Source organism: Embleya scabrispora (assembly GCF_002024165.1).
Lineage (GTDB): Bacteria > Actinomycetota > Actinomycetes > Streptomycetales > Streptomycetaceae > Embleya > Embleya scabrispora_A.
The window spans coordinates 1,454,204-1,480,639 of sequence record NZ_MWQN01000001.1; the positions used below are offsets into that span (position 1 = coordinate 1,454,204).

Genomic DNA, 26,436 nt, shown 5'->3' on the forward strand with positions numbered 1-26,436 from the left:
CGGCCTCACCCGGGCGCACCCGCCAGGACACCCGCGTCGAGACCGCCCGCCGGCGAGGGGGCGGCTCGGGTGCGAGGGCCGACGACGCATGCGAACCGACCCCGACGACGCGCCGAACAGCGCCGGCGAAACCGGCGGCGGAACACGAACACCGGGCCGGACCCCCGAAAGAGTCCGGCCCGGTGCGTGACCACCGCGAGGCCGCGACCGCGAAGCGGTGCCCGCCCTCGATCGGTGTGCGATCAGCCCTTGTTCACCAGCGAGCGCAGCACGTACTGCATGATGCCGCCGTTGCGGTAGTAGTCCGCCTCACCGGGGGTGTCGATGCGCACGACCGCGTCGAACGCGACACCGGTGTCGGTGGTGACCTTGACCGTCTTGGGCGTACGGCCCTCGTTCAGCTCGGCGATGCCCTCGAACGCGAAGGTCTCCTCGCCGGTGAGCCCCAGCGACGCGGCGCTCTGGCCCGCCGGGAACTGCAGCGGGATGACGCCCATGCCGATCAGGTTCGAACGGTGGATGCGCTCGTACGACTCGGCGATCACCGCACGCACACCCAGCAGCGAGGTGCCCTTGGCGGCCCAGTCGCGGGACGAACCCGAGCCGTACTCCTTGCCCGCCAGCACCACCAGCGGAACGCCGGCGGCCTGGTAGTTCACCGACGCGTCGTAGATCGTCGAGACCGGGGCGTCGGCCTGCGTGAAGTCACGCGTGAAGCCGCCCTCGGTGCCCGGCGCGATCTGGTTGCGCAGGCGGATGTTCGCGAACGTGCCGCGGATCATCACCTCGTGGTTGCCCCGGCGCGAGCCGTACGAGTTGAAGTCCTTGCGCTCGACACCGTTCTCGGCCAGGTACTTGCCCGCCGGGCTGTCGCCCTTGATCGAGCCCGCCGGCGAGATGTGGTCGGTGGTGACCGAGTCGCCGAGCTTGGCCAGCACCCGCGCGCCCGCGATGTCGACCACCGGCGCGGGCTGCATCTGCATGCCCTCGAAGTAGGGGGGCTTGCGCACGTAGGTGGACTGCGGGTCCCACTCGAAGGTGGCGCCCGTCGGGATCTCCAGCGACTGCCAGCGCGAGTCGCCGGCGAAGACGTCGGCGTAGCGGTCGATGAACATGTCCTGGTCGATCGAGGAGGCCACGACCTCGGCGATCTCCTCGTCGCTCGGCCAGATGTCCGCGAGGTAGACCGGCTTGCCCTCGGGGTCCACACCCAGCGGCTCGGTGGTGATGTCGATGTCCATCGAACCCGCGAGCGCGTACGCGATCACCAGCGGCGGCGAGGCCAGGTAGTTCATCTTGACGTCGGGGTTGATCCGGCCCTCGAAGTTGCGGTTGCCCGAGAGCACCGAGACGACCGCGAGGTCGGCGTCGTTGACCGCCTTGGAGACCTCCTCCGGCAGCGGGCCGGAGTTGCCGATGCAGGTCACGCACCCGTAGCCGACCAGCGAGAAGCCGACCTTCTCCAGGTACGGGATCAGGCCCGCCTTCTCGTAGTAGTCCATGACGACCTTGGACCCGGGCGCGAGCGTGGTCTTGACCCACGGCTTGCGGGTGAGGCCCTTCTCGACGGCCTTCTTCGCGAGCAGCGCGGCGCCGAGCATCACCGACGGGTTCGAGGTGTTGGTGCAGGAGGTGATCGAGGCGATCACGACCGCGCCGTGGTCGATCTCGTACTCGACGCCGTCCGCGCCGACCACCTTGGTCGGGTTGTGCACGCGACCGTTCGAACCGGTGGGGGCGTCCGAGGCCGGGAAGGACTCCTTGCCCGACTCGTCACCGTTGGTGACGTAGTCCGAAAGCGCGTCGCGGAAGCGGGTCTTGGCCTCGGCCAGCACGACCCGGTCCTGCGGGCGCTTGGGGCCGGAGATGGACGGCACCACGGTGGAGACGTCGAGTTCGATGTACTCCGAGTACTCCGGCTCGTGGCTCGGGTCGTGCCACAGCCCCTGGGCCTTGGCGTACGCCTCGACCAGCGCGAGCTGCTTGTCGTCGCGGCCGGTCAGGCGCAGGTAGGTGATCGTCTCGGCGTCGATCGGGAAGATCGCGCAGGTCGAGCCGAACTCCGGCGACATGTTGCCGATGGTGGCGCGGTTGGCCAGCGGCACCGCGCCGACGCCCTCGCCGTAGAACTCGACGAACTTGCCCACCACACCGTGCTTGCGCAGCATGTCGGTGATGGTCAGCACCACGTCGGTGGCGGTGACGCCCGGCTGTGCCTTGCCCGAGAGCTTGAAGCCGACCACGCGCGGGATCAGCATGCTGACCGGCTGGCCGAGCATGGCGGCCTCGGCCTCGATGCCGCCGACGCCCCAGCCGAGCACGCCCAGGCCGTTGACCATGGTGGTGTGCGAGTCGGTGCCGACACAGGTGTCGGGGTAGGCCTGCCCGTTGCGGACCATGATGGTGCGGGCCAGGTGCTCGATGTTGACCTGGTGCACGATGCCGGTGCCGGGGGGTACGACCTTGAACTCGTCGAACGCGGTCTGGCCCCAGCGCAGGAACTGGTAGCGCTCCTTGTTGCGGCCGTACTCGATGTCGGTGTTGATCTCGAACGCGTCCGGACGGTTGAACACGTCGGCGATGACCGAGTGGTCGATGACCAACTCGGCGGGCGCGAGCGGGTTGATGCGGGAGGCGTCGCCGCCGAGGGCCTTCACGGCCTCGCGCATCGTGGCGAGGTCCACCACACACGGCACGCCGGTGAAGTCCTGCATGATCACGCGCGCCGGCGTGAACTGGATCTCCTCGCTCGGCTCGGCCTTCGCGTCCCAGCCGCCCAGGGCCCGGATGTGATCGGCGGTGATGTTCGCGCCGTCCTCCGTGCGGAGCAGGTTCTCCAGCAGGACCTTCAGGCTGTAGGGGAGGCGCTTGCTGCCCTCCACCTTGTCCAGCCGGAAGATTTCGTACGACTCGTCACCCACGTTCAGGGTGGAGCGAGCGTCGAAGCTGTTCGCGGACACGACGGTCTCCCTTGATCTTGTGCGTTTCTCCCGCATCCTGCCGACACCCACTCGACCTTCGCCAAGCAAGGTGACCCTAAGTAGGGGATGCCGGGGTCTGCGCCCCGCAGATATCTTGATGTCAAGACAAGTCTAGCCCAGGCGCCGACTCCCCCGTGCGGGTACCCGTCTTGGACGCGCCGAAAGGTCGCTCGGGATTCGTCCCGACGATCTCTCCCCCGCACGCGCGTGCGCCCCTAACATGCGGGACAGCGATTCCGGTACGGCCCACCGTGTGGGTCCGGAGCGTGGCCTCGGGAACACGCCCGGGGCATGAGCGCATCGGGTGGGATGGCGACGAGGGGAATGACGCCATGAAGCGGATCCGGATCGGGATACTGGGCGCGGCTCGCATCGCGCCGGCCGCGCTGGTCAAGCCCGCGCGGCTGATCCCGGAGGTACGGGTCGCCGCGATCGCCGCGCGCGATCCGGCCCGCGCCGACACCTTCGCCCGGCGCCAGGGCATCGCGCGCGTGCACGCGAGCTACGCCGAGTTGATCGCGGATCCCGAACTGGACGCGGTCTACATCCCGCTGCCCAACGCGCTGCACGCGCACTGGACGATCCGGGCGCTGGCGGCCGGCAAGCACGTGCTGTGCGAGAAGCCGATGGCCGCCAACGAGACGGAGGCGCGAGAGATCGCCGACGCGGCGGAGCGCGCGGGCCTGGTCGCGATGGAGGCCTTCCACTACCGCTACCACCCGCTCGCGGGGCGGATGCGGGAGATCGTCGACGACGGCGAACTGGGCGAGATCCGCCGGATCGACACCTCGATGTGCTTCCCGCTGCCGCTGCCGGGAGACATCCGCTACCGCTACGACCTCGCGGGCGGATCGCTCATGGACGCCGGATGTTACGCCGTACACCTCATGCGGGTGCTGGCGGGCGACGACGGCGACCCGATCGAGGTCCTGGGCGCGCGGGCGCTCACCGTGCCCCGCGACCGCCGGGTGGACCGCGCGATGTCGGCCCGGCTGCGGCTGCCGGGCGGCGTCCTGGGCACGGTGCACGCGTCGATGTGGTCGCGGCGCCTGCTCGACATGCGTGCGCACGTGGTGGGCACGCGCGGCGAGATGCGCGTATTCAACTACCTGATGCCGCACCTGCCGCACCGATTCACCGTGAGCGTGGGCAAGCGGCGGCGGCACGAACACCTGGGCGAGGCCGCGAGGACGCCGACCTACCGCCTGCAACTCCAGGCGTTCGCGGACGCGATCCGACTCGGCCGGCCGACCCTGACGCCCGCGGCCGACGCGGTGCCCACCCTGCGCGTCATGGACGCGATCTACCGCGCGGCCGGCCTGCCCCTGCGCGGGGAGGCCACGGCCACACGCTGAGCGAGCGGCTCAGTGCATGATGTAGTGCAGGATGACGTCGTGCACGTGTCGGCCCTTGTCGTCGCTGCGGAACTCCACGCTGTAGGTCTGCGTACCGACGTGGATCGCTATCTCGCTGGAGCTCAGGTAGGAGCCGGTGAAGCTCTTGTTGGAGACCATGCTCACGCTGCTGATCTTCGAATAGGGCAGCGAGGTGATCGCGACCTTCTTGCCCACGAAGCTGTTGTCCTGGATGATCGCGCGCCGATCGGTCAGGCCGATGAACCCGGTGCCGACGCCCTTCGCGTCGTAGACCGCGATGATCTGCTCGCCCGGGAGCAGACCGCTTTGGATCTTCTCCAACTGCTCACGCTTGTCGAAGACGACGTTTCCCGCCCCGCTCATCCCGTGCTCCTCCCGGTCGACCTGCGACACCCAGACTACGGCCGCCCGATCAGCGCCATTCGCCCGTGTCGTGGAAGTGGGTCAAGGTTGCCTCGTACGCGGTCAGATCCAACTCCCGGCGGGCCAACCACTCGTCCGAGTAGTACGAGTGCGCATAGCGCTCGCCGCCGTCGCACAGCAACGTCACGACAGAGCCGCTGCGCCCCGCGGCGCGCATCTCGGCGACCAGGCGCAGCGCGCCCCAGAGGTTGGTGCCGGTCGAGCCGCCGGCCTTGTGGCCGGTGCGGCGGTGCAGTTCGCGCATCGCCGCCACCGACGCGGCGTCGGGGATCTTGATCATGCGGTCGACGATGTTCGGCATGAAGCTGGCCTCGACGCGCGGCCTGCCGATGCCCTCGATCCGCGACGAGCATGCCTCGGCGTACGCCGGGTCGTGCGTGCGCCACCCCTCGAAGAACGCCGAGTTCTCGGGGTCCACGACGCAGATCTTGGAGTGGTGTCGGCGATAGCGCACGTAGCGGCCCATCGTCGCGCTGGTGCCGCCGGTGCCGGCGCCGACCACGATCCACTCGGGGATGGGGTGGCGCTCCTGCGACATCTGCTCGAACACCGACTCGGCGATGTTGTTGTTGCCCCGCCAGTCGGTGGCGCGCTCGGCGTAGGTGAACTGGTCCATGAAGTGGCCGCCGGTCTCCGCCGCGAGCGAGCGCGAGACGTCGTAGACCGTGGCGGCGTCGTCGACGAGGTGACATCGCCCGCCGTGGAACTCGATCAGTTCGATCTTCTCGGGGCTGGTCGTGGCGGGCATGACCGCGACGAAGGGCAGGCCGATCTGGTTGGCGAAGTACGCCTCCGAGACGGCCGTGGAGCCCGACGACGCCTCGATCACGGTGGTGCCCTCCTCGATCCACCCGTTGCACAGGGCGTAGAGGAACAGCGACCGCGCGAGGCGGTGCTTGAGCGAGCCCGTGGGGTGGGTGGATTCGTCCTTGAGGTAGAGGTCGATGCCCCACTCGGTGGGCAGCGGATAGGCGAGCAGGTGGGTGTCGGCGGAGCGGTTCGCGTCGGCGCTCACCTTGCGGATCGCCTCGTCCACCCAGTCCCGGGTCTTCGCGCTGTAACGGTCCACATCGTTGCCCACCGGCGTCACGTCGACTCCCCTGGCTGGTTCCTGTCCCCCGTGCCGGGTGTGGATGACGAGGGCTGTGGGATCGATGGTGATCGATCGCCGCCCAGGCTACGGGCCGACCCGTCATCCGCGGGACCAACCCCTTGAAAGGCCTATGAGCTGCACATACGTATTCTCGGCCGGAACGTGTGACGTGTCGGGGGGTCCGCCGCGTCTATGGGGTGGGTACGCGCGAGGGCGCGTAGGGACGAGGAGGGCCTATGGCGGGCTTCGACGCTGAGCCGGCCGATTTCCTGGAGTTCGCCAACGCGTGCAGCGGTCGGCTGTTCCGAACGGCGTGGCTCCTGTGCGGCGATTGGCATCTCGCCGAGGACCTCGTGCAGACGACGCTGGGCAAGTTGTACCGGGCCTGGAAGCGGGTCAGTCGGGCCGACAGCCCGGAGGCGTACGCGCGCACCGTGCTCACGCGCACGTATCTGTCCCATCGACGCAGGCTGAGCAGCACCGAGCAGCCGTACGCGGACCTGCCGGAGGGCGCCGGTCCCGAGGAGGACCAGGCGTTGCGACTGACCCTCCTGAAGAGCCTGGCCGAACTGCCGCCCAAGGACCGGGCGGTGTTGGTCCTGCGCTACTGGGAGGACCTGAGCGTGGAGCAGACGGCACGGCAGATGGGCGTGTCCGAGGGAGCCGTGCGCAGCAGGTCCATGCGGGCGCTGGAGAAGTTGCGGAGTCTGCTCGGGAGCGAGTCCGGCTGGCTTTCCGCCGCATGAGGGGTCGACGAGTACACCGCCGGCACGGCCGTACGGCTGGTGAGCGAGACGACCCGGGTTCATCCGGATGGCGAGGAGACGGTACGTCTATGGGGTCCGAGGAAAAGGAACTGGCGGCCGCGATGCGGACGTCGGCGTCGGGGCTGGTGCCCCCGACGGGATTGGTCGCGGGCGGCATCGCCCGAGGCAGACGGATGAAGCTGGTCCGCCGTCTCCAGGTGGGCGCGTCCGCCGCGGCGGTGCTCGTCGTGGCGGGCACGACCGTCCTCGCCGTCTCCGGCGGAGACGACGGCGGAGGCCGGCATGTCACAGGCCCGGCCGGCATCGCGACGGAGATTTCCGCCCCGCCGACCGCGACGGCGCTCAAACCCCGACCGACCCTGTCCGCACCGACCGGACTGGTGCCCGCCATGCCGCCCGTGCTGCTGCAAAGCCTCCTGCAGCGTCTGCCGCAGGGCCTCGTGCGCTCCGCGGTCACCGGATCGGATCAAACGACCAAAACCTCCGCGGGCATCCACAGCGCGGGCGCGTCGGTGTCGTTGGTCCTCGACGACTCGTCCGGCCCCACCTGGTTCTCGGTGTCGGTACGCCAGGACGCCGAGAGATCCGACGAGGACTGGTGCCCGCCGCAGGACGGCAGCGTCAAGGCCACGTGCACGGACCACAAGACGTCCAACGGCACCCGGGTGATCGAGCGTCAGGACTGGGTCTACCCCGCGTCGGCGGACACCCCGGAAAACCGTGCCGATGGCAAGGCCGGTCCGTCGGGAAGAGGACCGAAGGACTGGTCTGTGCGCGTCGAGCGCCCCGACGGCGTCGTGGTCGTGATCAGGGAGATCGCCTCCCCCGAGGAAAAGGGCCCCATCAGCCGGGAGACGCCGATCTTCCAGATGGACGCGTTGCGCGGGTTCGCACTCGATCCGGTCTGGAGGGCATGGGTCCCATCCGAGATCAACAAGATCGCCGACAACGCCCTGCCGGTATTCGTCAACACTTCGTCTTCGGGCGCGAAGTACGAGCAGCAGCCGCCGGCGAACGCGCCGTCCGGTCCGACGGGCGGCGGTGCGACGACCTTCCCGCCCGCGGAACCGTTCGTCGGGACGTGGTCGCAACACACTCGTGACAACGTGCCGGGATCCGCTTCGCCCAGCACGTCGACCCCCGGCCCCGGAAGCGGCGGCTGAAGATCTCCGCCGCCTGTCGGGCATGACCCGGCGGTGTCCGGGCAGGCGCCGGACGTCGAGCCCCCGAGCGCCTCTGACTCCCCCTCACGCTTCGGGGGCTCGATGCCGCCCATGGCCGGGCGTCTGGGATCCTGACGCGGGGTCCTGCCGACCCCGCGGATACTCGAGAGAGGCGGTCGCGATGACCGGGGGCATAGGTATCGGTCTGGGCGGCGTGGGGTTCGAGGGTGGCTACGCGCAATACGGCCCGACGGACGCCGAGGAGCGTGCCCGGCACATCCTGCACGTCTTCGACCGCGCCTTCGGCGCGCTGATCGACGGCGACCCGGCGGCGTTCCGGGTGAAGTTCCGCAAGATGGCCGCATCGGCGTTCGCGTTCTACCGGGGCACGGCCTGCCTGTTCTACGCCGACCTGGACGGCCGGGAGGATCCCTTCCTCGACGAGCGCACCTCGCGGGTGTGGATCCACGGCGACCTGCACGCGGAGAACTTCGGCACGTACATGAACGCGGACGGCAAGCTCGTGTTCAACGTCAACGACTTCGACGAGGCGTACGTCGGCCCCTGGACCTGGGACGTCAAACGGTTCGCCGCCAGTCTCGCGCTGATCGGGCACGGCAAGGCGCTGAGCGACGACACCATCGCGTCCCTGGTCGCCGCCTACGGCGCGGCCTACCTCGACCAGCTTCGCCTGCTGACCGACAAAACCACGCCACAGGAGGCCGCGCTGACCCTGGCGACGACCGAGGGCCCGCTGCTCGAGGTCCTGCGCCGGGCCCGCCTGCAGACCCGCATCGGATTGCTGCGCTCGGAGACGGTCGTGGCCGACCACGAACGGCGGTTCGCCATGTCCGGCGGCGCGTTCGAGCTGGCGGACGACGTCAAGGCGACGGTCCTGGAGGCGTTCGACCGCTACCTCGACACACTGCCCCCCGCGACCCGGCAGCGGCCGGACACCTACGACGTCAAGGACGTCGTGGGTCGGCGCGGAGTCGGCATCGGCAGCGCTGGTCTGCCCTCGTACAACCTGCTGATCGAGGGGAACACGGAGGCGCTGGAGAACGACGTGATCCTGTACATGAAGCAGGGCCAGACACCTTCGGTCAGCCATCACGTCACCGACCCCGAGGTGCGCTCCTACTTCGAGCACGAGGGACACCGCACGGTCATCTCCCAGCGGGCCCTGCAGGCGCACGCGGACCCGTGGCTCGGCTACACCGACATCGACGGAATCGGGCAACTGGTCGCCGAGGTCTCGCCCTACGCGAACGACCTGGACTGGTCCGACCTCAACGAGGTGGACACGATCACGGAGGTCGTGGAGTACCTGGGTCGCGCCACCGCCACAATGCACGCCGTCGCGGACGAGGAGAGCGGTCACACGCTTGTACCCTTCTCGACCGAGGACGCCATCCGCACGGCGATCGAGCGCGACGAGGAAGGCTTCATCACGTCGCTGGTGGACTTCGCACACGCCTACGGCGCACGCGCTCGGGCCGACCACGCGATCTTCGTGGACCTCTTCCGCAACGGTCTGATCCGGGGTCTGTAGCCCGCCTCGAGGCCGGCACGGGCGCCACGCCGGCGTCCGATTCCCGCCGGCCCCCATGTCGGGAACAGGTGACACTGGTCGACGTGATGGACGACGAGCAGTGCTACCGAGCGTGCAGCAGCCGGGACAGTAGGTTCGACGGCTGGTTCTACATGGCGGTCACAAGCACCGACATCTACTGCCGGCCGAGTTGCCCCGCGGTCAAGCCGAAACGGGAGAACGCGAGGTTCTACCCCTCCGCGGCGGCGGCGCAGGCGGCGGGTTTCCGGGCGTGCAAGCGTTGCCGTCCGGACACCTCGCCGGGATCGCCTGAGTGGGACGTGCGCGCCGACGTGGTCGGCCGGGCAATGCGTCTGATCGCGGACGGCGTCGTGGACCGCGAAGGCGTGGGCGGCCTGGCGGGCCGCCTCGGCTACAGCGATCGCCAACTGAATCGTCTGCTGATGGCCGAGGTCGGCGCGGGCCCTCTCGCGCTGGCCCGGGCTCGGCGGGCGCAGACGGCCAGGATCCTGTTGGAGACCTCCGATCTGCAGATCGCCCAGGTCGCGTTCGCGGCCGGCTTCGCGAGCGTGCGCCAGTTCAACGACACGGTGCGCGAGGTGTTCGGGCGCACCCCGACGGAGGTGCGCGGCCGTGCCGGCGCGCGAGGCGTCGAGCCCGGCGAGATCCGGCTGCGCCTGCCCTACCGGGAGCCGATCGCACTCGGACACACGCTGGACTTCCTGGGTCTGCGGGCGGTGCCCGGCGTCGAGGAGTACGTGGACGGCGTCTACCGCAGGGTGCTCTCACTCCCACACGGCACCGGAGTGGTCGAACTCTCCCCCGGTCCTTCCTGGGTGTGGTGCCGTCTAGTCCTGGCCGATCTGCGCGACCTGGGCGCCGCCGTGCAGCGCTGCCGCCGTCTGCTCGACCTGGACGCGGACCCGCTCGCGGTGGACGAGGCGCTGGGCAACGCCGAACTCGCCGGCGGCGCTCTGACCGCCCTGGTGCGAGCCACGCCCGGGCTGCGCTCGCCGGGCCACGTGGACCCCGACGAACTCGCCGTGCGGGCGGTGCTCGGCCAGCAGGTCTCGGTCGCCGGCGCGCGCACGATCGCGGGTCGGCTGACCTCCCTGTACGGCAAGCCGCTGTCCGCGCCCCAGGGCACACTCACTCATGCCTTCCCGACGGCCGCCGCGCTGGCGGACGCGGATCCGGCCGATCTGCCGATGCCCAACGCGCGCAAGAAGGCGCTCTTCGCGCTCACCGGCGCACTCGCGTCCGGCGCCGTCCGCCTCGATCCGGGAGTCGATCGTCGGGCCGCAGAGGTGGCTTTGTTGGCCCTTCCGGGCATCGGCCCCTGGACGGCGTCGTACATTCGACTGCGGGCACTCGGCGATCCGGACGTGTTCCTGCCGACGGATCTGGGCGTCAAGCACGCGCTCGCGGGCTTGAACCTCTCGATCTCGGCGGCGCAGTCGTGGTCCCCGTGGCGCTCGTACGCACTGCACCACCTGTGGGCGAGCCTGTCCGCAACGTCCACCGTCTCGGTGAAGGAAGTCGCATGAACCAGGACGCCCTGTTCGAGGCCGTCGAGGCGCCCGACCCCAACGTGCCTCCCGCCGTGTTCAACACCCCCCTCGACGGCCCCCGTCGATACGCGACGATGGACTCCCCCGTCGGCGAGTTGCTCATGATCGGCGACGGCCACTCGCTCACCGCCCTGTTCATGGGCGCGACGCCGGAAGCGGACTGGGTACACGATCCCGGTGCGTTCGGCGAGACGAAGGCGCAGTTGAGCGCTTACTTCGCCGGCGAACTGCGCGAGTTCGACCTGCCGTTGGCGCCGGTCGGCACGGCCTTCCAACTCAAGGTCTGGTCGGCCCTGACCACCATCCCGTTCGGGCACACCATGTCCTACGGCGGCCTGGCGACGCGGTTCCTCGGCCAACCGACCGCCTCGCGAGCCGTCGGGCTCGCCAACGGTCGCAACCCGATCAGCATCGTCATCCCGTGCCACCGGGTGATCGGCGCGAACGGCACGTTGACCGGCTACGCCGGCGGTCTGCCGCGCAAGCAACGCCTGTTGGCCCTGGAGAACATCCGCGTCACGGGGTAGTGAGACCGCTTTCGACGACACCACCGCGGCCATGGGGCTCATGACTGGAACGCTCGCCGCACGAGCCCGGCCACTCGTCCCCGGCGGAGCGTGTCGTGCCAGGTGAAACGCAGTACCAGGGCGCCCACGAGGGCGAGTTCGTTGGCCCTGGCCCGATCGCGATACAGCGCGTCGGGCCGCGAGTGCACGTCCACGCCGTCCGCTTCCGCGAAGACGGGCCGCAAGCCGGTGAGCCACGCGAGGTCCACCCGGGCCCGACCGCCGCCGGGTAGGGCGACCTCGTGCTGCAACTCGTCCGGCGCGACCCCGCCGCGCACGCAGTCGAGCCGTACCCGCGACTCCAACGGGCTCTCGGCTCGACCGTCCGCTATCGCGAGCAGTGGTCGCACCCTGCCCGCGCCGGGACGGCCCGCCGACGCCCGCTCGATCCGCGCGAGGTCCGCCTCCCGCACCAGCCCCAGGTGCAGCGCCGAGTCGAGCACCGCGAGACCTTCCTCGGGTGACAACCTCGGGACGAGGTCGGCGAGGGTGCGCACCGGCGTCGTCACCGGCAGGCCGTCCACCATCACGATCTCGTCGGCTCGCAGCCGGCGGCGATACGCCACGATCCCCGGCCCGCCACGACGCGAGGCGGTGTCGGGCGTCGCCACGTGCACACATCCCTCGGGTGGCACGCCACGCATCCCGTGCAAACGGGCCGCACTGTGCAATACGGCGACGGCCCGCTCCCCATACGCCGCGAGCCCGGCGCGCAACCTCCCGCGCGAGGAGAGCACACATCGATCGGCATCGACGAGCCCCACGCCGCGTGCGATCTCGCGCACCTTCCCAGCATTCACGAGCCTTCGCCACACCTGTCCGGATACTCCGGCGGATGTCGCTCGATCCCGTGTCACCACTCCGTCGTACTGCCATGCCAGCTCCCGCAGGATTCGTAGGGCCTCTTCCATTCCCGGATCCTGGTCCGTACGGCCGGTCGCGGGGTGCCGGCGAGGGGGAGCTGTGGACAACCGGGCACTTGTGGACAACTTGTGGCGCGCTTTGCCGGATTCGCGGATGATCTTCAGCTGCTCGACACCTTCATGATCATCGAGGGCCGCCGAACGGCCGGCCCCAACCGGTGTGATGGACGCGTCCCCACCGCCTCCCGTCCCGAGGATCGCCATGCCCGACATCCGCAAGCACCGGCGCATCGCCGCCGTGTGCGCCGCGCTCGCCCTCACCGCCGGCGCGAGCGCCGCGTACGCCGAGAGCCGCCCCGCCCCCGCGCGGCCGCCCCCGCGAGCACGGCCCCCGCCGCACCCGCCAAGGTGTCCTTCAACGTCGTCAGCGACGTACAGGGCGATCTGGCGGACTTCGGCCGGGCGCTCGACCAGATGAAGGTCGTCAACCCCGACAGCCGCGCGCTCGTGGTCAACGGCGACATCACGCCGCGCGGCTACAAGGCCGAGTACGACCAGGTGAAGCAGGTCCTGAACTCGCGTCCGCATCCGGCGAACACGTACTTCACGATCGGCAATCACGAGTTCTACGTGCCCAAGTACTGCAACCCGGACAAGCTGTGCCAGGACACCTGGCCGAATGGCACGACCGAGCAGTCGCTGTTCCAGAACTTCTACGACTTCACCGGGCTCGACAAGGTCTACTACGAGCGCGTCGTCGACGGGGTGCCGATGTTGTTCCTCGGCACCGAGAAGTACATGAAGTACAGCGATCCGACCAAGTGGGACGAGGTGTGGTTCAGCGAGGAGCAGCTGACCTGGCTCGAGCAGCGGATGAACTACTGGGAGGCGCAGGGCAAGCCCACGTTCGTGTTCTCGCACCACGTCCTTCCGGACACGGTCTCGGGCACGCGCAACAAGCTCTACAAGTCCGACTACCTCCAGGCCGACCGGCTCATGAACATCCTGGGCGCCCACAAGGACGCCGTACTGTTCACGTCCCACACGCACTGGGATCTGAATCTGTCCGACTGGGCCGTGCGCAAGGTCGTACCGGGGACCGGCAACCTCGAAGGCTTCACGGTCGTCAACACCGGCGCCGTGCAGACCCAGTGGACCGACAACGGCACCGGCGGCGAGAGCGCGCTGGACGGGCTGGAGAACAGCGGGCTTCAGGTCGAGGTCGCGAACGACCGGGTGACGATCAAGGCGCGCGACTTCCGGCGCAACCAGTGGATCAAGGAGCTGAACGTCCCGCTCCACACCAAGTGCGCGGCGGCCAAGCCGTGGACGGAGTCGATGACGTACAGCAACGGCGACACCGTGGTGTGGAACGACCGCACCTGGCGCGCCAAGTGGTGGACACGCGGCGAGACGCCGGGCACGACCGGGCCGTGGGGTGTGTGGGAGGACCGCGGCGCCTGCTGATCAGCGGCGACCGAGCCGATTGGGGGTGGGACCGTACCTGGGCGGTCCCACCCCCGTCCGCGGCGCCGAATCCCGCGGGCAGCGGCGCGGCGGCGGCTCGGGCCAGGTGGTGTGCGCGTCGGGTCGAGCGCACATGAGCGCTACCGGGCCGCCCCGGCACGAGGTCCGGCCGTTGTCGCGCCGGGCTGCGCGTGCAGGCCTGCCGCCGTGAGGGCCGGCTCCGCGTCGGAGGTCGAGGTCGCCGGCAGCCGAGGCGGCCCGATGGTGGGATCGACCCGCACGAGGGTGAGGTCGCCGTCGGCGAGCACGCCCGCCCGCCGACGCGCGGCCACCCATCGGGCGAGTCCCGAAGGGCCACTTGCCGCCGGTTCCCGCAGTTCCTCCCACGGCCGCCCGCCCGCCAGTGCCGTGCGCAGGAACCACGCGCCCGCCGTGTCGTTGGCGACGTACAGCAGGTCGCGGTCGGTCCAGGTGCCTCGCGCGCACCGCACCCGTCGGGCGACCGCCGCAGGATCCGCGCCGTTGCTGGTCGCGACATCCATCCGCCGAGAGGTCGGGAACACGCGCCAGAGTCGGTCGCCACGAACCTGGAAGAGGTACGCGTCGCCGAGCACGGCCGCGGCCCACTGGCCCCGTCCCGACAGCCATGGATGCGGTGCGAGGTGCGCGGCGAGGACTGCGGACGCGTGCGCTCCTCGGGTCAACTTGCGGAGCTCGTAGGGCTGTACCGGCATCCCGCGCCGCTCCCGTTCGACCAGGTAGCGCCTGGTCAGGTCGGGCCATCGGTCCGCCGCTCGCGCCAACACGTCCGCGAAGCCCGTACCTGCGCACAGCAGCGGTGTGGGCGCCGCCCCGCAGGCGCGGACCAGGAGTTCGGCCCAGCGCCGTGCGAGCAGGCTCTCTGCGGCACCGTCCGCGAGCGCGACACGCAGTGCACCGGGGCGGTCCACCCGGGCCCTCCTGCAGGCCGGCCCGGCCGGGGTCAAAAACCCCCGGCCGGCGCCGTCACCGATCCAAACCGCGTCCTCGTACTCGAGTGGTTCGCCTTCGTGCCGGTGCAGCGCCAGGACCGTGACGTTCGCGCGCACCGTGCCGTCTCCTCTGTGGTGGTACGAGAACCTCTCAGCCGCGTACGTCCGCGATCGGGTTGGGGATGTCGACGTAGACGGACTGGGTCTCCAACGGGACTTCGAGTTCGTCGAGACCCGCGACGCGGGTGAGCAGGTTGGCTTTGCACCGCAGTGTGGCACCGTCGAGGAGGCGGTCCACCAGCGGGCGTCCGGCGGGGTGATCCGTGCGGGTGCGCACCAGTCGATCGCGGAAGATCGCGATCAACGCCTGTTCGTCCGCCAGTCCTTGCGCACCCATCGCGCCCACGAGGCCGAGCACGTTGTTGATCGCCAGGTAGTAGCCGAGCCGTTCGTCGATCACACGGTCGGAACACCACGTGCCCAGGTCCCGACCCGCGCCCGGGAGCCAACGCGCCAGACGGGCGCCGCGCTCGGCGGAGAAGTAGTAACCCTGATTGCCGCGATAGCGACCACCGATGGGGCGGCCGTCGGTGTCGAGCACGACCATCGTGTTCTGCTGATGCGCCTCCAGACCCAGGCCGTATTCACCGTGCAACCACAGGATCGGCGCGACCAACACGTCCAGATAGCGCCGGAACCACGACTCCGCCGTCTCCCGAAGGGGTGTCGCGGTACGCGCGGCGAGCGTGTACAGCACATCGGCGAGCATCGACCGGCCCCGCGCCAGATCCGGGCGCGGAGCGGCCAGGCCCGCGATGCAGTGCACGCGATCGCGCGCGCCGAACGGGTTGTCCCGCACCACGAGTTCGAGGCCCGACTCGCCACGCCCACCCGGGATGTCGACGGCGATCCAGCCCAGGTCGCGCAGCACGTCGAAGCCGGGATGGGCGGAATGCATGACCCGCTTGAGACCGGCGTCGAGCATCCGGTGCACCGCGAGACCGCGGCGCAGTTCACCGCGGTGGTTCTCGCGCCGGGAGTTGGTGATCTCGACGCCGAGCGAGGTCTTGAGCATCACCGGCGCGCCGGAACGGTACACCGTGCGCAGCGAGGACGTCGCCGACCAAGCGGGACCGCCGGGCCCCAGGTCGCGCAGCAGGCCGCGATCCAGAAGGGCCGCGACGCCCGGGCGGGCGAGCACGTCCCGGGCCTGCCACGGGTGCGCCGGCAGCGCGACCATGCCCGGCGGCAGGTTCACGTCGCCTTCGGCGAGGCCGGCGAGGACGACCGGCACAGGCCGGCCCAGGTCACCGTCGTGAACCGCGACCGAGGGGTCGACGGCGAACCAGTGCAAGGGGAACGAGCCGCGGAGTTCCGGCGAGTAGCGCGGCGAGGAGGGCCCGTACATGCCCTGCCGGGATGCCGGTGAGGGGTGCATCGGGTGACCGAGCACGATCGACTGCTCGGTGCTCAGGAACGGTGTGGTTCCGGCAGTGTCCTCGGGCGACTTGCGCCGCTCGGAGAGGTGGTGTGCGATCCGCCGGGTGGAGTCGATGACCCGGTCCGTCATGTCGGCGATCGCGGTGATCGAGCCGACGCGACCGTGCGCGGCCTCGATCGCGAGCAGGACCGCCAGCGTGGTGGCGTCCAGTGCGACGCCGCTGCTCAGTCGGACCGGTCCGAATCGGTGCATGCCCGTCTCGGATCGATACAGGATCGGCGCGACGACGGTGCTGGCGGTCGCGGGCAACGGAAGCCGTAACGGGCCGTCCGCCGGTACCACCGTTCCGCTTTCGCGGATGCGGCAGCGCAGCAGATTTTCTATGGCCGCGTGATCGGCGGCGCGCGCCGGCACGGGATCGAGCAGCGGATCGGTCGAGACCCGGTCACCGGGTCCGGAGTGCCGCGCCGCGCCGAGTACCGCGCCGGTGCGCGGGTGTTCGGGTTCGACGTGGGCCGGATGGTCGCGCGCCGGCGAGGGTTCGTCGCCGGCGGGCCCCGGGGTGGGCTTTCGAGGGCTGCCCGGTCGCGCCGGCTCCGGAAGCGCCTCCGCGGATGTCGACATGTGCGGTACGTACCTCCCCTGGTCTGCACGGCCGTGGGTCGGACTACGGTTCGGATCGTGGACGCGGTCCATTCGCCACCGCTCCGAGGGACGTTCACCGTACGGCAATCCGCCGGTTATCAGAATCATGTCCCGCAACGGGCCCGCGTGTGCGGGCTTTGCGCGATGGCAACCCCTCGTCATGATCCGCGACGCCGGCGGGCACGGCATCGGCGGCGGATGCGAACCGCCGCCCGAAACGTCGTCACCGAGCGGTCCGGAGGACTCCTCCGCACGATACGAACCTCCCGGTAAGAGCGGCGTCAACGGCCGGAACAGGCGGCTCCGGGCCGGTTTTCCGTCCGCCTGCGCCGGCCCGCGAACATGCCGGCGGGCCTGGGGCGGATCCGTCCGTCCGCCGGCGTGGCGATCGGGACGGACGAGAGGAAGCCGCGCGGCGCACCCCTCACTTCCACAAGGAGCTTGCACCACTTCGGGACGCCTCGGGGCACTTGTGGAGGATATCGCTGGGATGATCGCGTGATCCGCGGATCGCCATCACGCATCGTCGTCATGCGGTTACGATACGAACGCCCTTGTCCGCAGGCACCGAGAGTCGCACGCGAAGGGAGTCACCCGTCCCATCCGCGCGTCCGCGTCAGAGCCCGCACCCGCAGGCGACTCCTTCACCGTCCGACTCGGCCGATCTCGGCTACCCATGCGACGAGTTCGACCGCACGTGGTCGCCGTGGGCGCGGTACGCCCGCACGGGCCGGGGAGGGGGTCAGGCGACCGGCCACGGCAGGATCACCCACAGCGTCTTGCCGTCCGGGTGGGCCTCGATGTGGATCTGACCGGCGAGTTCGGTGACGATGTTGCGGACGATCAGCAGGCCGCGGCCCGACGTGTCGTCGACCGTCTCCAACAGGGCGACCGGGCGGTAGGGATGGCGGTCGCGAACGCCCAGCCACAGCCAACCGTCGTGCACGGTGCACGTCACCGAGACCTCCGGCGACAGTACGGCCGCGTGTTCGACGGAGTTGGTGATCAGTTCGGAGGCGACCAACTTGAGGGCGTAGCCCAGGTCGTGCCCGTAGGGCAGTCCCCAGTAGGTCAGATGGTCGGCGAGGGCACGCCGGGCCTGTGCGACGGAGGCGGGTTGGGCGGGCAGGGTGAACCAGCAGGATCGCTCGTATCCCGTTCCCATGTCACCCCTTTCGGCACCGCGCCTCAGCGTACTGACCGGCGCGCTTGCGGGCGCGCGGTTGACGATTCGTCACATCGCTACGATTCGATGATCGGTCGCGTGTGTGAGCGAAGGTCGACATGGGCAAGACCATCGCAGTCCACGTCCCTCCCGGCGTGTGATTGTGAGCGCCGAACAACGGCATTCCTTCGTGAATGACCGGATTGTGCACGGTGCGGATTCCAGAAGGGTGACTACCTGTGGTGGAAGATCTCGATGCCGTCGAACAGGCCATGCTGGCCAATCTCCTCGACGGTCGGCGGCCTCGTCGGCGCAGTTCGGAAACGCCGACCCGGTCCAATCGACAACACCAGCCGCCGCAGCAGCGCCGTCAGGCGCAGTCGGTGCCGCGCGCTGTCATCCCGGCGCCGGCGCCCGCCGCGGCTCCCAATCGGGACGCTACGCGCGTACTCGACATCGGTCGGGTGATCAAGCAGATCGACCCCAGGACCACCCCCGAGCAACGCCACGCGATGGCGACGAGTTGGACGCAGCTGGACCTGACGGCGGCCCAGGTGTTGGCCTGGCTGACCGCCGGCATCCTGCCCACCGAGTACAAGCTCGCGGCCGCGTGCCTGGAGCGCGGCCTGACCCCGCAGGACATGAAGACCCGCCTCGAGGGCGTACGCGTGGTGGAGCGGCTGCGCAGCGAGGGCGTCGACGGGGTGGTGGCGCTGCTGCGCAGCGGTGCCGCGTAGAGACCACATCGAGGCACATCGCGGGCCCGGGCCGTGGATGATCATTGACATGGTTCATTACCCAGCCTAGCTTTTAGCGATGTGAAGGACTCGGGGGCGGGTACCGCCGCCCCGCCCACTCTGACGCATCGCCAGATCTTGCTGGTCTTTTGCGGGCTGATGCTCGGCGTCATGCTGGCATCGCTCGACGCGACCATCGTTTCGACGGCGATGCCGACGATAGTCGCCGACCTCGGCGGGCTCGAACATCTGGCGTGGGTGACCACCGCGTACACCCTCGCCACCGCCGTCTCGATCCCGCTGTACGGCAAGCTCGGTGACGTACACGGCCGCAAGCGGCTCTTTCAGTTCGCCATCGTGGTCTTCCTCGCGGGTTCGATGTTGTGCGGAATCGCCCAGTCGATGGGGACCCTGATCGCCTTCCGGGTGATCCAGGGGCTCGGCGCCGGCGGGCTCATGAGCAACGCGCAGGCCATCATCGGCGATCTGGTGCCACCTGCGGAGCGCGGTCGCTACCAGGGGTTCATCGCGTCCACGGTCGCCTTCTCGACCGTGTGTGGGCCCCTGATCGGCGGCTTCTTCACCGAGGCGCTGTCGTGGCGGTGGGTGTTCTATGTGAACATCCCACTGGGCGCGGTGGCTCTGATGGTCACGTCGGTGGTGCTCAAGCTGCCGCGCAAGGCATATACCAAGCGTCCGTTCGACCATTGCGGGCTCGCGCTGCTCACCTGCGGAACCAGCGCCCTGATCCTGTTCACCAGCTGGGGCGGAACACAGTACGCCTGGATCTCCGCGCCCAGCCTGGCCCTTGCCGGCACGGCGGTCGCCCTGCTCGCGGCGTTCGTGCTGGTCGAGCGGCGCGCCGCCGATCCGTTGGTCCCCCTGCGGCTGCTCTCGCGCAATACGATCGTGCGCGTCGCATGCCCCCTGACGATGGTCACCGGGTGCCTGACCATCGGGATGAGTACCTTCCTGCCGATCTACCAGCAGATCGTGCGCGGTCACGGGCCGACCGAGTCGGGACTGCTGCTCGCGCCGATGATGCTCTCGATGATGGTCTGTTCGACCCTGACGGGTCGGTTGATCTCGCGAATCGGCAAGTACAAGCGTTTTCCCCTGATCGGCACCCTGCTCGCCGCGGCCGGGCTCGCGGTGTTGTCACTGCTCGGCACCGACAGCCCGTATGGGCATCTGCTGATCGGGCTGATGGTGTTGGGATTCGGCCTCGGCACGATCGGACCGGTCACCACACTCGCGGTGCAGAACTCGGTGGACCCGGACGACATCGGCGTGGCCACCGGCCTCAACTCGTTCGCGCGCTCGATCGGTTCGGCGCTGGGCGCGGCCGTGCTCGGGGCGGTGTTCGCGCACGGGCTCGCCGACGGCGCCGTCGCGGGTGGGGCCGGCGAGAGCGGCATGGGCGTGACGCGGCAGGCGATCGACGCGTTGCCGGCGGGGCAACGGGAGGCGACACTGGCCGGATTCGCGGATGCTCTGGACGCGGTGTTCCTGGCCGCGATCCCGATCGCTGTGCTCGGCTTCCTACTCGCGCTGCTGCTGCGGGAGATCCCGCTGCGCCGGGGGCCACAGCATCCGGCCGCCGCGTCAGCGGACACCGAGCGCAAGCTCTCCGAGGCCGGCTGACAGATCGCGCAGGTCCTCCGCCGCGTCCCAGGCCCAGTGGTTGGGGTTGGCGGCGAGCGCCTCGTCGGTCTGAAGTCGGCGCAGCGCGAGTTGGGCCAGGTCCGGGACCAGTTCGTGTTCGCCTCGCCCGTTCAGCCGGTGCAGTACCCCCACCACGTCGCACACGCGTCGGGTGAGGCTGCGTTCGGGCACGCCCTCGATCAGCCGAGACAGGCCGTAGCCGGCCATCAGGCCCAGGATCATGCCGCGTATGGCCGGTAGGTCGTGCCGCTTCCGCGCCGGTTCGAACCGTCGCCACCAACGCGCCCACGCCTCCGGCTCGGTGGTCGCACGGGCTTCGAAAGCGGTACGGCGCGGCGGCGGGGACGCGGAGCGCGCGGATCCGGCGCGCATCAACCGTTCGAGCGCCGCATCGACCGCCGTTTCCAACTCGGGATGCGAAGAGGGCAATCGGTCGGTGTCCCGAGCCTGTTCGGCGGCCGTCACAGTCAGCGTCGTCATGCGATGTATTGGAGCGGAGTGTCGCGTTGCCACGCCCTGCGATCACTCGAACGAGGGACACTGTGTCGCGTGAACGAGTGGGAGCTGTGGCGCCAGGACGACAATGGCGCGCGTTTGCGGATCCGGGGTCACGCCGACCGGGTCGCGCGATCGCCGGGCGGTGGGTGATCGAGTCCGGGATGCCGCACAAGCAGGTGTCCTGGGTGGCCGGGCCACGCGTCCCGACCTGTCCGACGCCGGCCGACACCGCGGACCTGACCCAAACCCTGTCGGCGGATCCGGAGCCGTCGGGCACCGCGTTCCTCTCCGCGTTTCGGCGGGTCGGCGGGTCATTGCGGGACGACGGTCGGTTGGAGCCCGACACCATCGCGGCCGTGTTCCGCGCCGTGTGGGACACCGCCGAACCCGCCGTCGGAGACCGGGAGTCGGGGTCGGACACCGAACCCGGGCATGCCGATGAGCCCGTGTCCGCACCCGGCCGGGCCCGGGGCCATCTCACTCACGCCGCCGTCATGTTGCGGATTCGGGACCCGCACGCGGTCATGCGCCGGCAGGATCTGCTCGACCTCGTGACGCACGTGCCGCGCTGACGGCGGTCGCCGGGCAGCTGATCGACCGGGGGGTCGGCGTCGCGGGGGCAGGGACACCCATCGACTCAGGGGGAATCGATGCGCGAGCTCCAGGCCGGCGATCCGACGCGGATCGGGCCCTATACGATCCATGGCCGACTCGGCGCCGGTGGTATGGGGCGGGTCTATCTGGGCCGATCGCCCGGTGGGCGGCCCGTCGCGGTGAAGGTGATTCACGCCGAGCTCGCCCAGGATCCCGACTTCCGGGCCAGGTTCCGGCGCGAGATCGATGTCGCCCGACGGGTGCAGGGCTTCTTCACCGCACCCGTGCTGGACGCCGATGCCGACGCCGACGAGCCGTGGCTGTCCACCGCCTACATACCCGGGCCGTCGTTGCACGCGGCGGTCGCCGAGCAGGGACCGCTGCCTGTCGAGGCCGTGCGGGTGTTGGCCGGCGGCCTCGCCGAGGCCTTGGCCGCCCTGCACACCGCAGGCGTGGTACATCGGGACCTGAAGCCGTCCAACGTGCTGTTGGCCGAGGACGGTCCGCGCGTGATCGACTTCGGCATCTCGCGGATCGGCGAGCAGACCGCGCTCACCCGCACCGGCAGCACCATCGGCTCCCCCGGCTATCTCGCCCCCGAGCAGGCGCTCGACATCGAAGTGGGACCCGCGGGGGACGTGTTCGCGCTCGGCGGTGTTCTGGCCTACGCATCGACCGGCCGACCACCCTTCGGAGGCGGCCGTGTGGAGGCCGTGGTGTTCCGCGTCGTGCACGGCGAGCCGGATCTGGACGGTGTTCCGCGCGAACTCCGGGGCCTGGTCCAGTCCTGCCTGGCCAAGGCACCCGAGGACCGCCCACCCGCCGCACAGGTACTGACCTACCTCCAAGCGCTCGGCGTGGACGCACATTCGGCCTCGGACACATGGCTCCCCGAAGCCGTCACCACGATGCTTCCCGCACACCAGGCCCCCGCCCGCTCCTTACCCACCCCCGCGCCGTCCGGCCCGCCCACGCCGGCTCCCCCGCCCTACCTCCCTCCCCCTGCCGGCGACTCGCGCCCGTCGACCACCCACCCGCTGCCCGCGCACTCACCGCACGACACGGCCGCCTCCGCACCGCCGCCGAGCCACATACCGACCTACACGTCCTCGCCCTGGACGGTGCCCTCCGCCGAACCCCGCAGGCGTGGCCGCGCCGGTCCGATCGCGGCCGCCGTCGTGGCCTGCCTGCTGGCCGTGGGCACGGCGGTGGCCGTGCCCAGGCTTGTCCACGACGACTCCCCCGCCACCCGTCGGACCGACCAGTCGACCACGGGCACCCCCTCGACCCGTCCCTCCGCCGCAGGGCGCGTGCCATCGAGCAGCGGCACCCCCGGTGGTACCGCTGCCACCGCCGCGGCCGTACCCACGACCACCTGGACCCGCGCCACGACCGCCCCGCCGAGCTCCGGCGGTGAAACGCGGCACAGCCTCCAGGGCATCACCTTCGCCGTGCCGGCGGGCTGGACCGTCGAGCAGGGCGCGGACGGCCCGAACGTGGTGTGCGTGTTGCCGCCCACCGCGCTTTTGGGTCGCCCCAACGACGGGTGCGCGGTGGACGGTGTGGAAATTCGCCTGCCCGACCCGCCCGGTGACGAATGGGGGCGGGCGCTGGACCTCGAATCCGGCTCCGGGTGGGTCTGGCAGGGCGACGCGTGGTGCCGCGGCACCGTCCCTCACGGCAGCGCGCTGACCACGTCCTCGACGATCGTGGAACGAGGTCTGCGCCCGGTCGGGAACAAGTCCGCCGACTACCGGCGCTGGACGGCCGGTTGCGACAACGGCTCCTCCTATCACCCACGCGTGTGGTGGTTGCCGGTCACGAAACTCTCGATCGAGACCTTCGCGATGCCGCCGAGGTTGGACGCGACGGTCGATCGGATCGCCGCGTCCTTCGACTTCTCGGGTTACTCGGGCACCCAGGGGTGACCAGCGGTCCCGACCCCGGTCACGGCTTCTCCCAGATCTCGAACGCCCGTACCGTGTACGGCACATCCGGGACGTAGACGCCCTCGCCCGGGTAGGTGCTGAAGTCGCCTTCCGTGGCGCACTCCCGGCTCTGATACATCGTCACGTAGCGATCCATGCGGTTCGCGAAGGACAGCGCGTCGACCCCTTCGGGAAGGGATACACACTGCTCCACGTTGGAGTCGGCCAACTCGAAGCTCGCCATCGGTGCGCCCGCAAAGCCCGGAGAGGGCCAGAAGCACACCTGCCCGGGCGCGCACGCGGACGCGGCGGCGGTATCGGCGGATGCGCCGGGCGCTGCCACCGCGGTCAGCAGGCTCGTGGTCAAGGCCAGCGCGCAGACAAAACGACGTCGCTTGCGGTTCATGGGATGTTCCCCGTTCGTCGAATCCGTGCCCCGGTTCCGACGTGCTTCCACGGTCGCTCGTGGAGGGGGAAAACGCATGTGAATGGCGATGAATTAGCTCTAAAGAGTGCACTGAAGATCAATATCCCGCATCCGGGAACCGAGGTGCGAAACGTTTCGTCGGTGTGGGTATCGGCTTTACTCGGAGGCTGTCATGGCTGTTGTGTCCATCCCTCGTCGCCATCTCGTCCGCTCCGCGCTCGGTGTCGCCGCCGTCGTCGGCATCGCCGCGACGACCGTGTTGTCCGGAACGGCGCAGGCCGCCGGCGCCACCTACCTCACCAACATCCGCACTGGGGAACACGCCACCTACGACCGCGTGGTCCTCGACTTCTCCGCCGGCGTTCCCGCCTACGGGAGCACCACGAGCAACGAGCTCTACCAGTGCGCGAGCGGGAAGCCGATCAGCTTCCCCAACAGCGCCGAATACCTCGAGTTGGACATCGCGAGCGCCGCCCACGACGACAACGGCAACCCCACCTACACGGGCCCGCGCCAGGTGACGACCAACCTGCCCTCGCTCACCGGATACGCGATCACCTGCGACTTCGAAGGCAAGCTCAAGGTCGGCATCGGCTACAAGAGCAACGTGCACCAGGTGGTCACATCCGTTCTGACCAACCCGAGCCGCATCGTGATCGACGTCCGGCGCTGATCGACGTACGGCGCCGATCGGGCGTCGACCGCTCGGTCGCCGCGACCGGCTCCCGGTCACGTGGTCATCCGCCGTTCGACCGCCGCCGGTTCGGCGGCGGTCGACACCATCGGCGGCGGACGGTACCCGCATGCCTGCCACGGCGCCGGCAGCGAGTGGTACCGGCGCGCTCAGATTCCGCCGTGGTGTCGGTGGAAGGCCTCGGCCTCGACACCGTCGTCTTCGGCGCCGACCGCCGTGCGTACCGCGTCCGACAGACCGCGCGCCCGCATCCGCCGCGGCCCCGCGGCGACCGTCGGATCGCTGTTCAGGTCCTTCAACAGCGCGACACACAACGCCATCATCACCAACACGAACGGCAGCGCGACCAAAATGGTCGCCTGCTGGAGGGACTCGAGCCCGCCCGCGACCAGGAGTACGGCGGCGACCGCGCCGATCAGGGTTCCCCACACGACCACCAGCAGGCGACCCGGCCTGAGCGAGCCCCGGCTGGTCAGCGAACCGAGCACCAGCGACGCCGAGTCGGCCCCGGTAACGAAGTACAGCGCGACCAGGACCATCGTCACGGTCGCGGTGACGCCGTACAGGGGTAGTGCGTCCAGCATCGCGAACAGCCCCGATTCCGGCCCCTCCGCGACCTTCGCCACCAGGTCGGCCGTGCCGGTCTGCTGCATCCGCAGCGCGGTCCCGCCCATCACCGCGAACCAGACGGTGCTCGCCCCGCTGGGTACGAGCAGTACGCCGATCACGAACTGGCGGACCGTCCGGCCGCGCGAGATGCGTGCGATGAATGTCCCCACGAAGGGGGCCCAGGAAAGCCACCATGCCCAGTAGAAGATCGTCCAGGAGCCCATCCACGCGTCGCCGCCGAAGGTTCCGGTGCGGGTCGCCGTGGTCAACAGGTCGTTGAGGTAGCTGCCGACCGAGGCCGGCAGCACGCCGAGGACGTACACCGTCGGGCCGACCACGAAGACGAACAGCATGAGCACCAGCGCGAGCAGCACGTTCGCGGTGCTGAGCCACTTGACGCCGCGATGGATCCCGCTGAACGCGGACACCACGAACGCGGCCGTCAGGGCCACGATGATCACCACGTGCAGTGTGGAGGTGTCCTCGATGTCGGTGGTGAGGTCGAGGCCCTTGGCTACCTGGAGGGCGCCGAGGCCGAGGCTCGTGGCCGAGCCGAACACGGTCGCGAAGATGGCCAACAGGTCGATCGCCCGGCCCGCCGCACCGTCCGCGTGCCGGCCCAGGAGCGGTACGAATGCCGCGCTGACCCGATTTCCCCGGCCACGCCGAAAGGTCGCGTACGCGAGGGCGAGGCCGGCGATCGCGTAGATGGCCCACGGGTGCAGCGTCCAGTGGAACAACGTCCATTCGAGCGCCGCGCCGGCCGCGCCCGGGGTCTCCGGGACCGCCCCCGAGGCCGGTGGCGGCGTGGTGAAGTGCTGGATGGGCTCGGCCACGGCATAGAACATCAGCCCGATGCCCATGCCCGCGCTGAACATCATCGCGACCCAGGCTCCCGTGCCGAACTCCGGTTCGTCGTCGTCTCGGCCCAGCCGGATCCGGCCGTACTTCGACAGGGCGATGAACACGGCGAGCACCAGGAAGATGTCGGCGGCGACGACGAACAACCAGCCGAAATTGCGGATCGTCCAGTCGAGGCCGGTCGATGCCGCCGTATCGAGCGAATCCTTCGCGAAGACGCCCCAGAGGACGACGGCGAGAACGGCGGCGAAACCGATGCCCGCGACGACCGGGTCCACGCGAGGCGCGGCTGCGGCGTCCCGGCTCGATCCGCTCACTGAGTCATCCTTTTCGTCCGCGTATGCCTCACATCACATCGTGCGGGCTCGCGGATCGGGAG

The 26,436-nt window shown here is 69.9% G+C and carries 22 protein-coding genes; 12 read left to right on the plus strand and 10 right to left on the minus strand.

All coding sequences use genetic code 11. The annotated features are described in order from the left end of the window. Positions 1–242 precede the first annotated feature (242 nt). A complete protein-coding gene (gene acnA / locus B4N89_RS06405) occupies positions 243–2,960 on the minus strand; it encodes an aconitate hydratase AcnA (RefSeq protein WP_078974891.1) in 2,718 nt (905 codons plus the stop codon). 353 nt (positions 2,961–3,313) lie between these two features. Between acnA and B4N89_RS06410 the strand changes: the two genes are divergently transcribed. Next, a complete protein-coding gene (locus B4N89_RS06410) occupies positions 3,314–4,336 on the plus strand; it encodes a Gfo/Idh/MocA family protein (RefSeq protein ID WP_078974892.1) in 1,023 nt (340 codons plus the stop codon). 9 nt (positions 4,337–4,345) lie between these two features. On the opposite strand, the gene B4N89_RS06415 is transcribed toward B4N89_RS06410, so the two are convergent. Both B4N89_RS06415 and B4N89_RS06420 read right to left on the minus strand, forming a co-directional pair. Then, on the minus strand, positions 4,346–4,720 hold the full coding sequence (locus tag B4N89_RS06415; protein ID WP_078979150.1) for a PH domain-containing protein: 375 nt from the start codon (positions 4,718–4,720) through the stop codon (positions 4,346–4,348). Between the two features lie 49 nt (positions 4,721–4,769). Next, positions 4,770–5,870, minus strand: coding sequence for a PLP-dependent cysteine synthase family protein (locus B4N89_RS06420; RefSeq protein WP_078974893.1), 1,101 nt, complete (start codon positions 5,868–5,870; stop codon positions 4,770–4,772). Between the two features lie 239 nt (positions 5,871–6,109). Here B4N89_RS06420 and B4N89_RS06425 point away from each other — a divergent pair, with 239 nt between their 5' ends. The 5 genes from B4N89_RS06425 to B4N89_RS06445 all read left to right on the plus strand — a co-directional run bounded on the left by B4N89_RS06425 (position 6,110) and on the right by B4N89_RS06445 (position 11,453). Next, positions 6,110–6,619 carry a SigE family RNA polymerase sigma factor gene (locus tag B4N89_RS06425; RefSeq protein ID WP_078974894.1) on the plus strand — a complete coding sequence of 170 codons (510 nt, stop codon included), beginning with the start codon at positions 6,110–6,112 and terminating at the stop codon, positions 6,617–6,619. 89 nt (positions 6,620–6,708) lie between these two features. After that, entirely contained in the window at positions 6,709–7,803 is a 1,095-nt protein-coding gene (locus B4N89_RS06430) for a hypothetical protein (protein WP_078974895.1), read from the plus strand. A gap of 181 nt (positions 7,804–7,984) precedes the next feature. After that, positions 7,985–9,355, plus strand: coding sequence for a DUF2252 domain-containing protein (locus B4N89_RS06435; protein WP_235618493.1), 1,371 nt, complete (start codon positions 7,985–7,987; stop codon positions 9,353–9,355). Positions 9,356–9,441: 86 nt separating this feature from the next. Next, the gene (locus B4N89_RS06440) at positions 9,442–10,902 is read left to right on the plus strand and encodes an AlkA N-terminal domain-containing protein (protein WP_321170721.1); all 1,461 of its coding nucleotides are present in this window, start codon (positions 9,442–9,444) and stop codon (positions 10,900–10,902) included. Further along, the gene (locus B4N89_RS06445; RefSeq protein ID WP_078974897.1) at positions 10,899–11,453 is read left to right on the plus strand and encodes a methylated-DNA--[protein]-cysteine S-methyltransferase; all 555 of its coding nucleotides are present in this window, start codon (positions 10,899–10,901) and stop codon (positions 11,451–11,453) included. The genes B4N89_RS06440 and B4N89_RS06445 overlap by 4 nt, the downstream gene beginning before the upstream one ends. 38 nt (positions 11,454–11,491) lie before the next feature. Here B4N89_RS06445 and B4N89_RS53250 read toward each other — a convergent pair whose 3' ends face one another. After that, positions 11,492–12,103, minus strand: coding sequence for a hypothetical protein (locus B4N89_RS53250; protein WP_349679002.1), 612 nt, complete (start codon positions 12,101–12,103; stop codon positions 11,492–11,494). A gap of 660 nt (positions 12,104–12,763) precedes the next feature. Between B4N89_RS53250 and B4N89_RS06455 the strand changes: the two genes are divergently transcribed. Next, positions 12,764–13,822, plus strand: coding sequence for a DUF4073 domain-containing protein (locus B4N89_RS06455; RefSeq protein WP_078974899.1), 1,059 nt, complete (start codon positions 12,764–12,766; stop codon positions 13,820–13,822). 140 nt (positions 13,823–13,962) lie between these two features. On the opposite strand, the gene B4N89_RS47565 is transcribed toward B4N89_RS06455, so the two are convergent. The 3 genes from B4N89_RS47565 to B4N89_RS06470 form a co-directional block, all read right to left on the minus strand. Further along, positions 13,963–14,910 carry a hypothetical protein gene (locus tag B4N89_RS47565; protein WP_101897005.1) on the minus strand — a complete coding sequence of 316 codons (948 nt, stop codon included), beginning with the start codon at positions 14,908–14,910 and terminating at the stop codon, positions 13,963–13,965. Between the two features lie 34 nt (positions 14,911–14,944). After that, entirely contained in the window at positions 14,945–16,858 is a 1,914-nt protein-coding gene (locus tag B4N89_RS06465) for an IucA/IucC family protein (protein ID WP_078974901.1), read from the minus strand. Between the two features lie 763 nt (positions 16,859–17,621). Next, a complete protein-coding gene (locus tag B4N89_RS06470; protein ID WP_078974902.1) occupies positions 17,622–18,044 on the minus strand; it encodes an ATP-binding protein in 423 nt (140 codons plus the stop codon). A 242-nt stretch (positions 18,045–18,286) separates the two neighbouring features. Here B4N89_RS06470 and B4N89_RS06475 point away from each other — a divergent pair, with 242 nt between their 5' ends. Beyond that, a complete protein-coding gene (locus tag B4N89_RS06475) occupies positions 18,287–18,781 on the plus strand; it encodes a hypothetical protein (RefSeq protein WP_143657870.1) in 495 nt (164 codons plus the stop codon). 81 nt (positions 18,782–18,862) lie between these two features. Continuing rightward, complete coding sequence (locus B4N89_RS06480; protein ID WP_143657871.1) at positions 18,863–20,425, plus strand: MDR family MFS transporter; 1,563 nt, start codon at positions 18,863–18,865, stop codon at positions 20,423–20,425. Here B4N89_RS06480 and B4N89_RS06485 read toward each other — a convergent pair. Beyond that, positions 20,387–20,926 (minus strand): hypothetical protein, encoded by a 540-nt coding sequence (locus B4N89_RS06485; RefSeq protein WP_143657872.1) that lies wholly within the window; start codon positions 20,924–20,926, stop codon positions 20,387–20,389. The two genes, B4N89_RS06480 and B4N89_RS06485, sit on opposite strands and share 39 nt — an antisense overlap. Before the next feature lie 179 nt (positions 20,927–21,105). On the opposite strand from B4N89_RS06485, the gene B4N89_RS06490 reads away from it, so the two are divergent. Together B4N89_RS06490 and B4N89_RS51210 are read left to right on the plus strand one after the other, a co-directional pair. Beyond that, positions 21,106–21,516, plus strand: coding sequence for a hypothetical protein (locus B4N89_RS06490; RefSeq protein ID WP_143657873.1), 411 nt, complete (start codon positions 21,106–21,108; stop codon positions 21,514–21,516). A 78-nt stretch (positions 21,517–21,594) separates the two neighbouring features. Next, a complete protein-coding gene (locus B4N89_RS51210) occupies positions 21,595–23,466 on the plus strand; it encodes a serine/threonine-protein kinase (RefSeq protein WP_235618494.1) in 1,872 nt (623 codons plus the stop codon). Between the two features lie 19 nt (positions 23,467–23,485). Here the strand turns inward: B4N89_RS51210 and B4N89_RS06500 are convergent, their stop codons facing one another. Next, on the minus strand, positions 23,486–23,872 hold the full coding sequence (locus tag B4N89_RS06500) for a peptidase inhibitor family I36 protein (RefSeq protein WP_078974907.1): 387 nt from the start codon (positions 23,870–23,872) through the stop codon (positions 23,486–23,488). Between the two features lie 193 nt (positions 23,873–24,065). Here B4N89_RS06500 and B4N89_RS06505 point away from each other — a divergent pair, with 193 nt between their 5' ends. Beyond that, a complete protein-coding gene (locus tag B4N89_RS06505; protein ID WP_143657874.1) occupies positions 24,066–24,566 on the plus strand; it encodes an AMIN-like domain-containing (lipo)protein in 501 nt (166 codons plus the stop codon). Between the two features lie 170 nt (positions 24,567–24,736). On the opposite strand, the gene B4N89_RS06510 is transcribed toward B4N89_RS06505, so the two are convergent. Continuing rightward, positions 24,737–26,374: a BCCT family transporter gene (locus B4N89_RS06510; protein ID WP_078974909.1), complete on the minus strand. Its 1,638-nt coding sequence runs from the start codon at positions 26,372–26,374 to the stop codon at positions 24,737–24,739. Between the last annotated feature and the right edge of the window lie 62 nt (positions 26,375–26,436).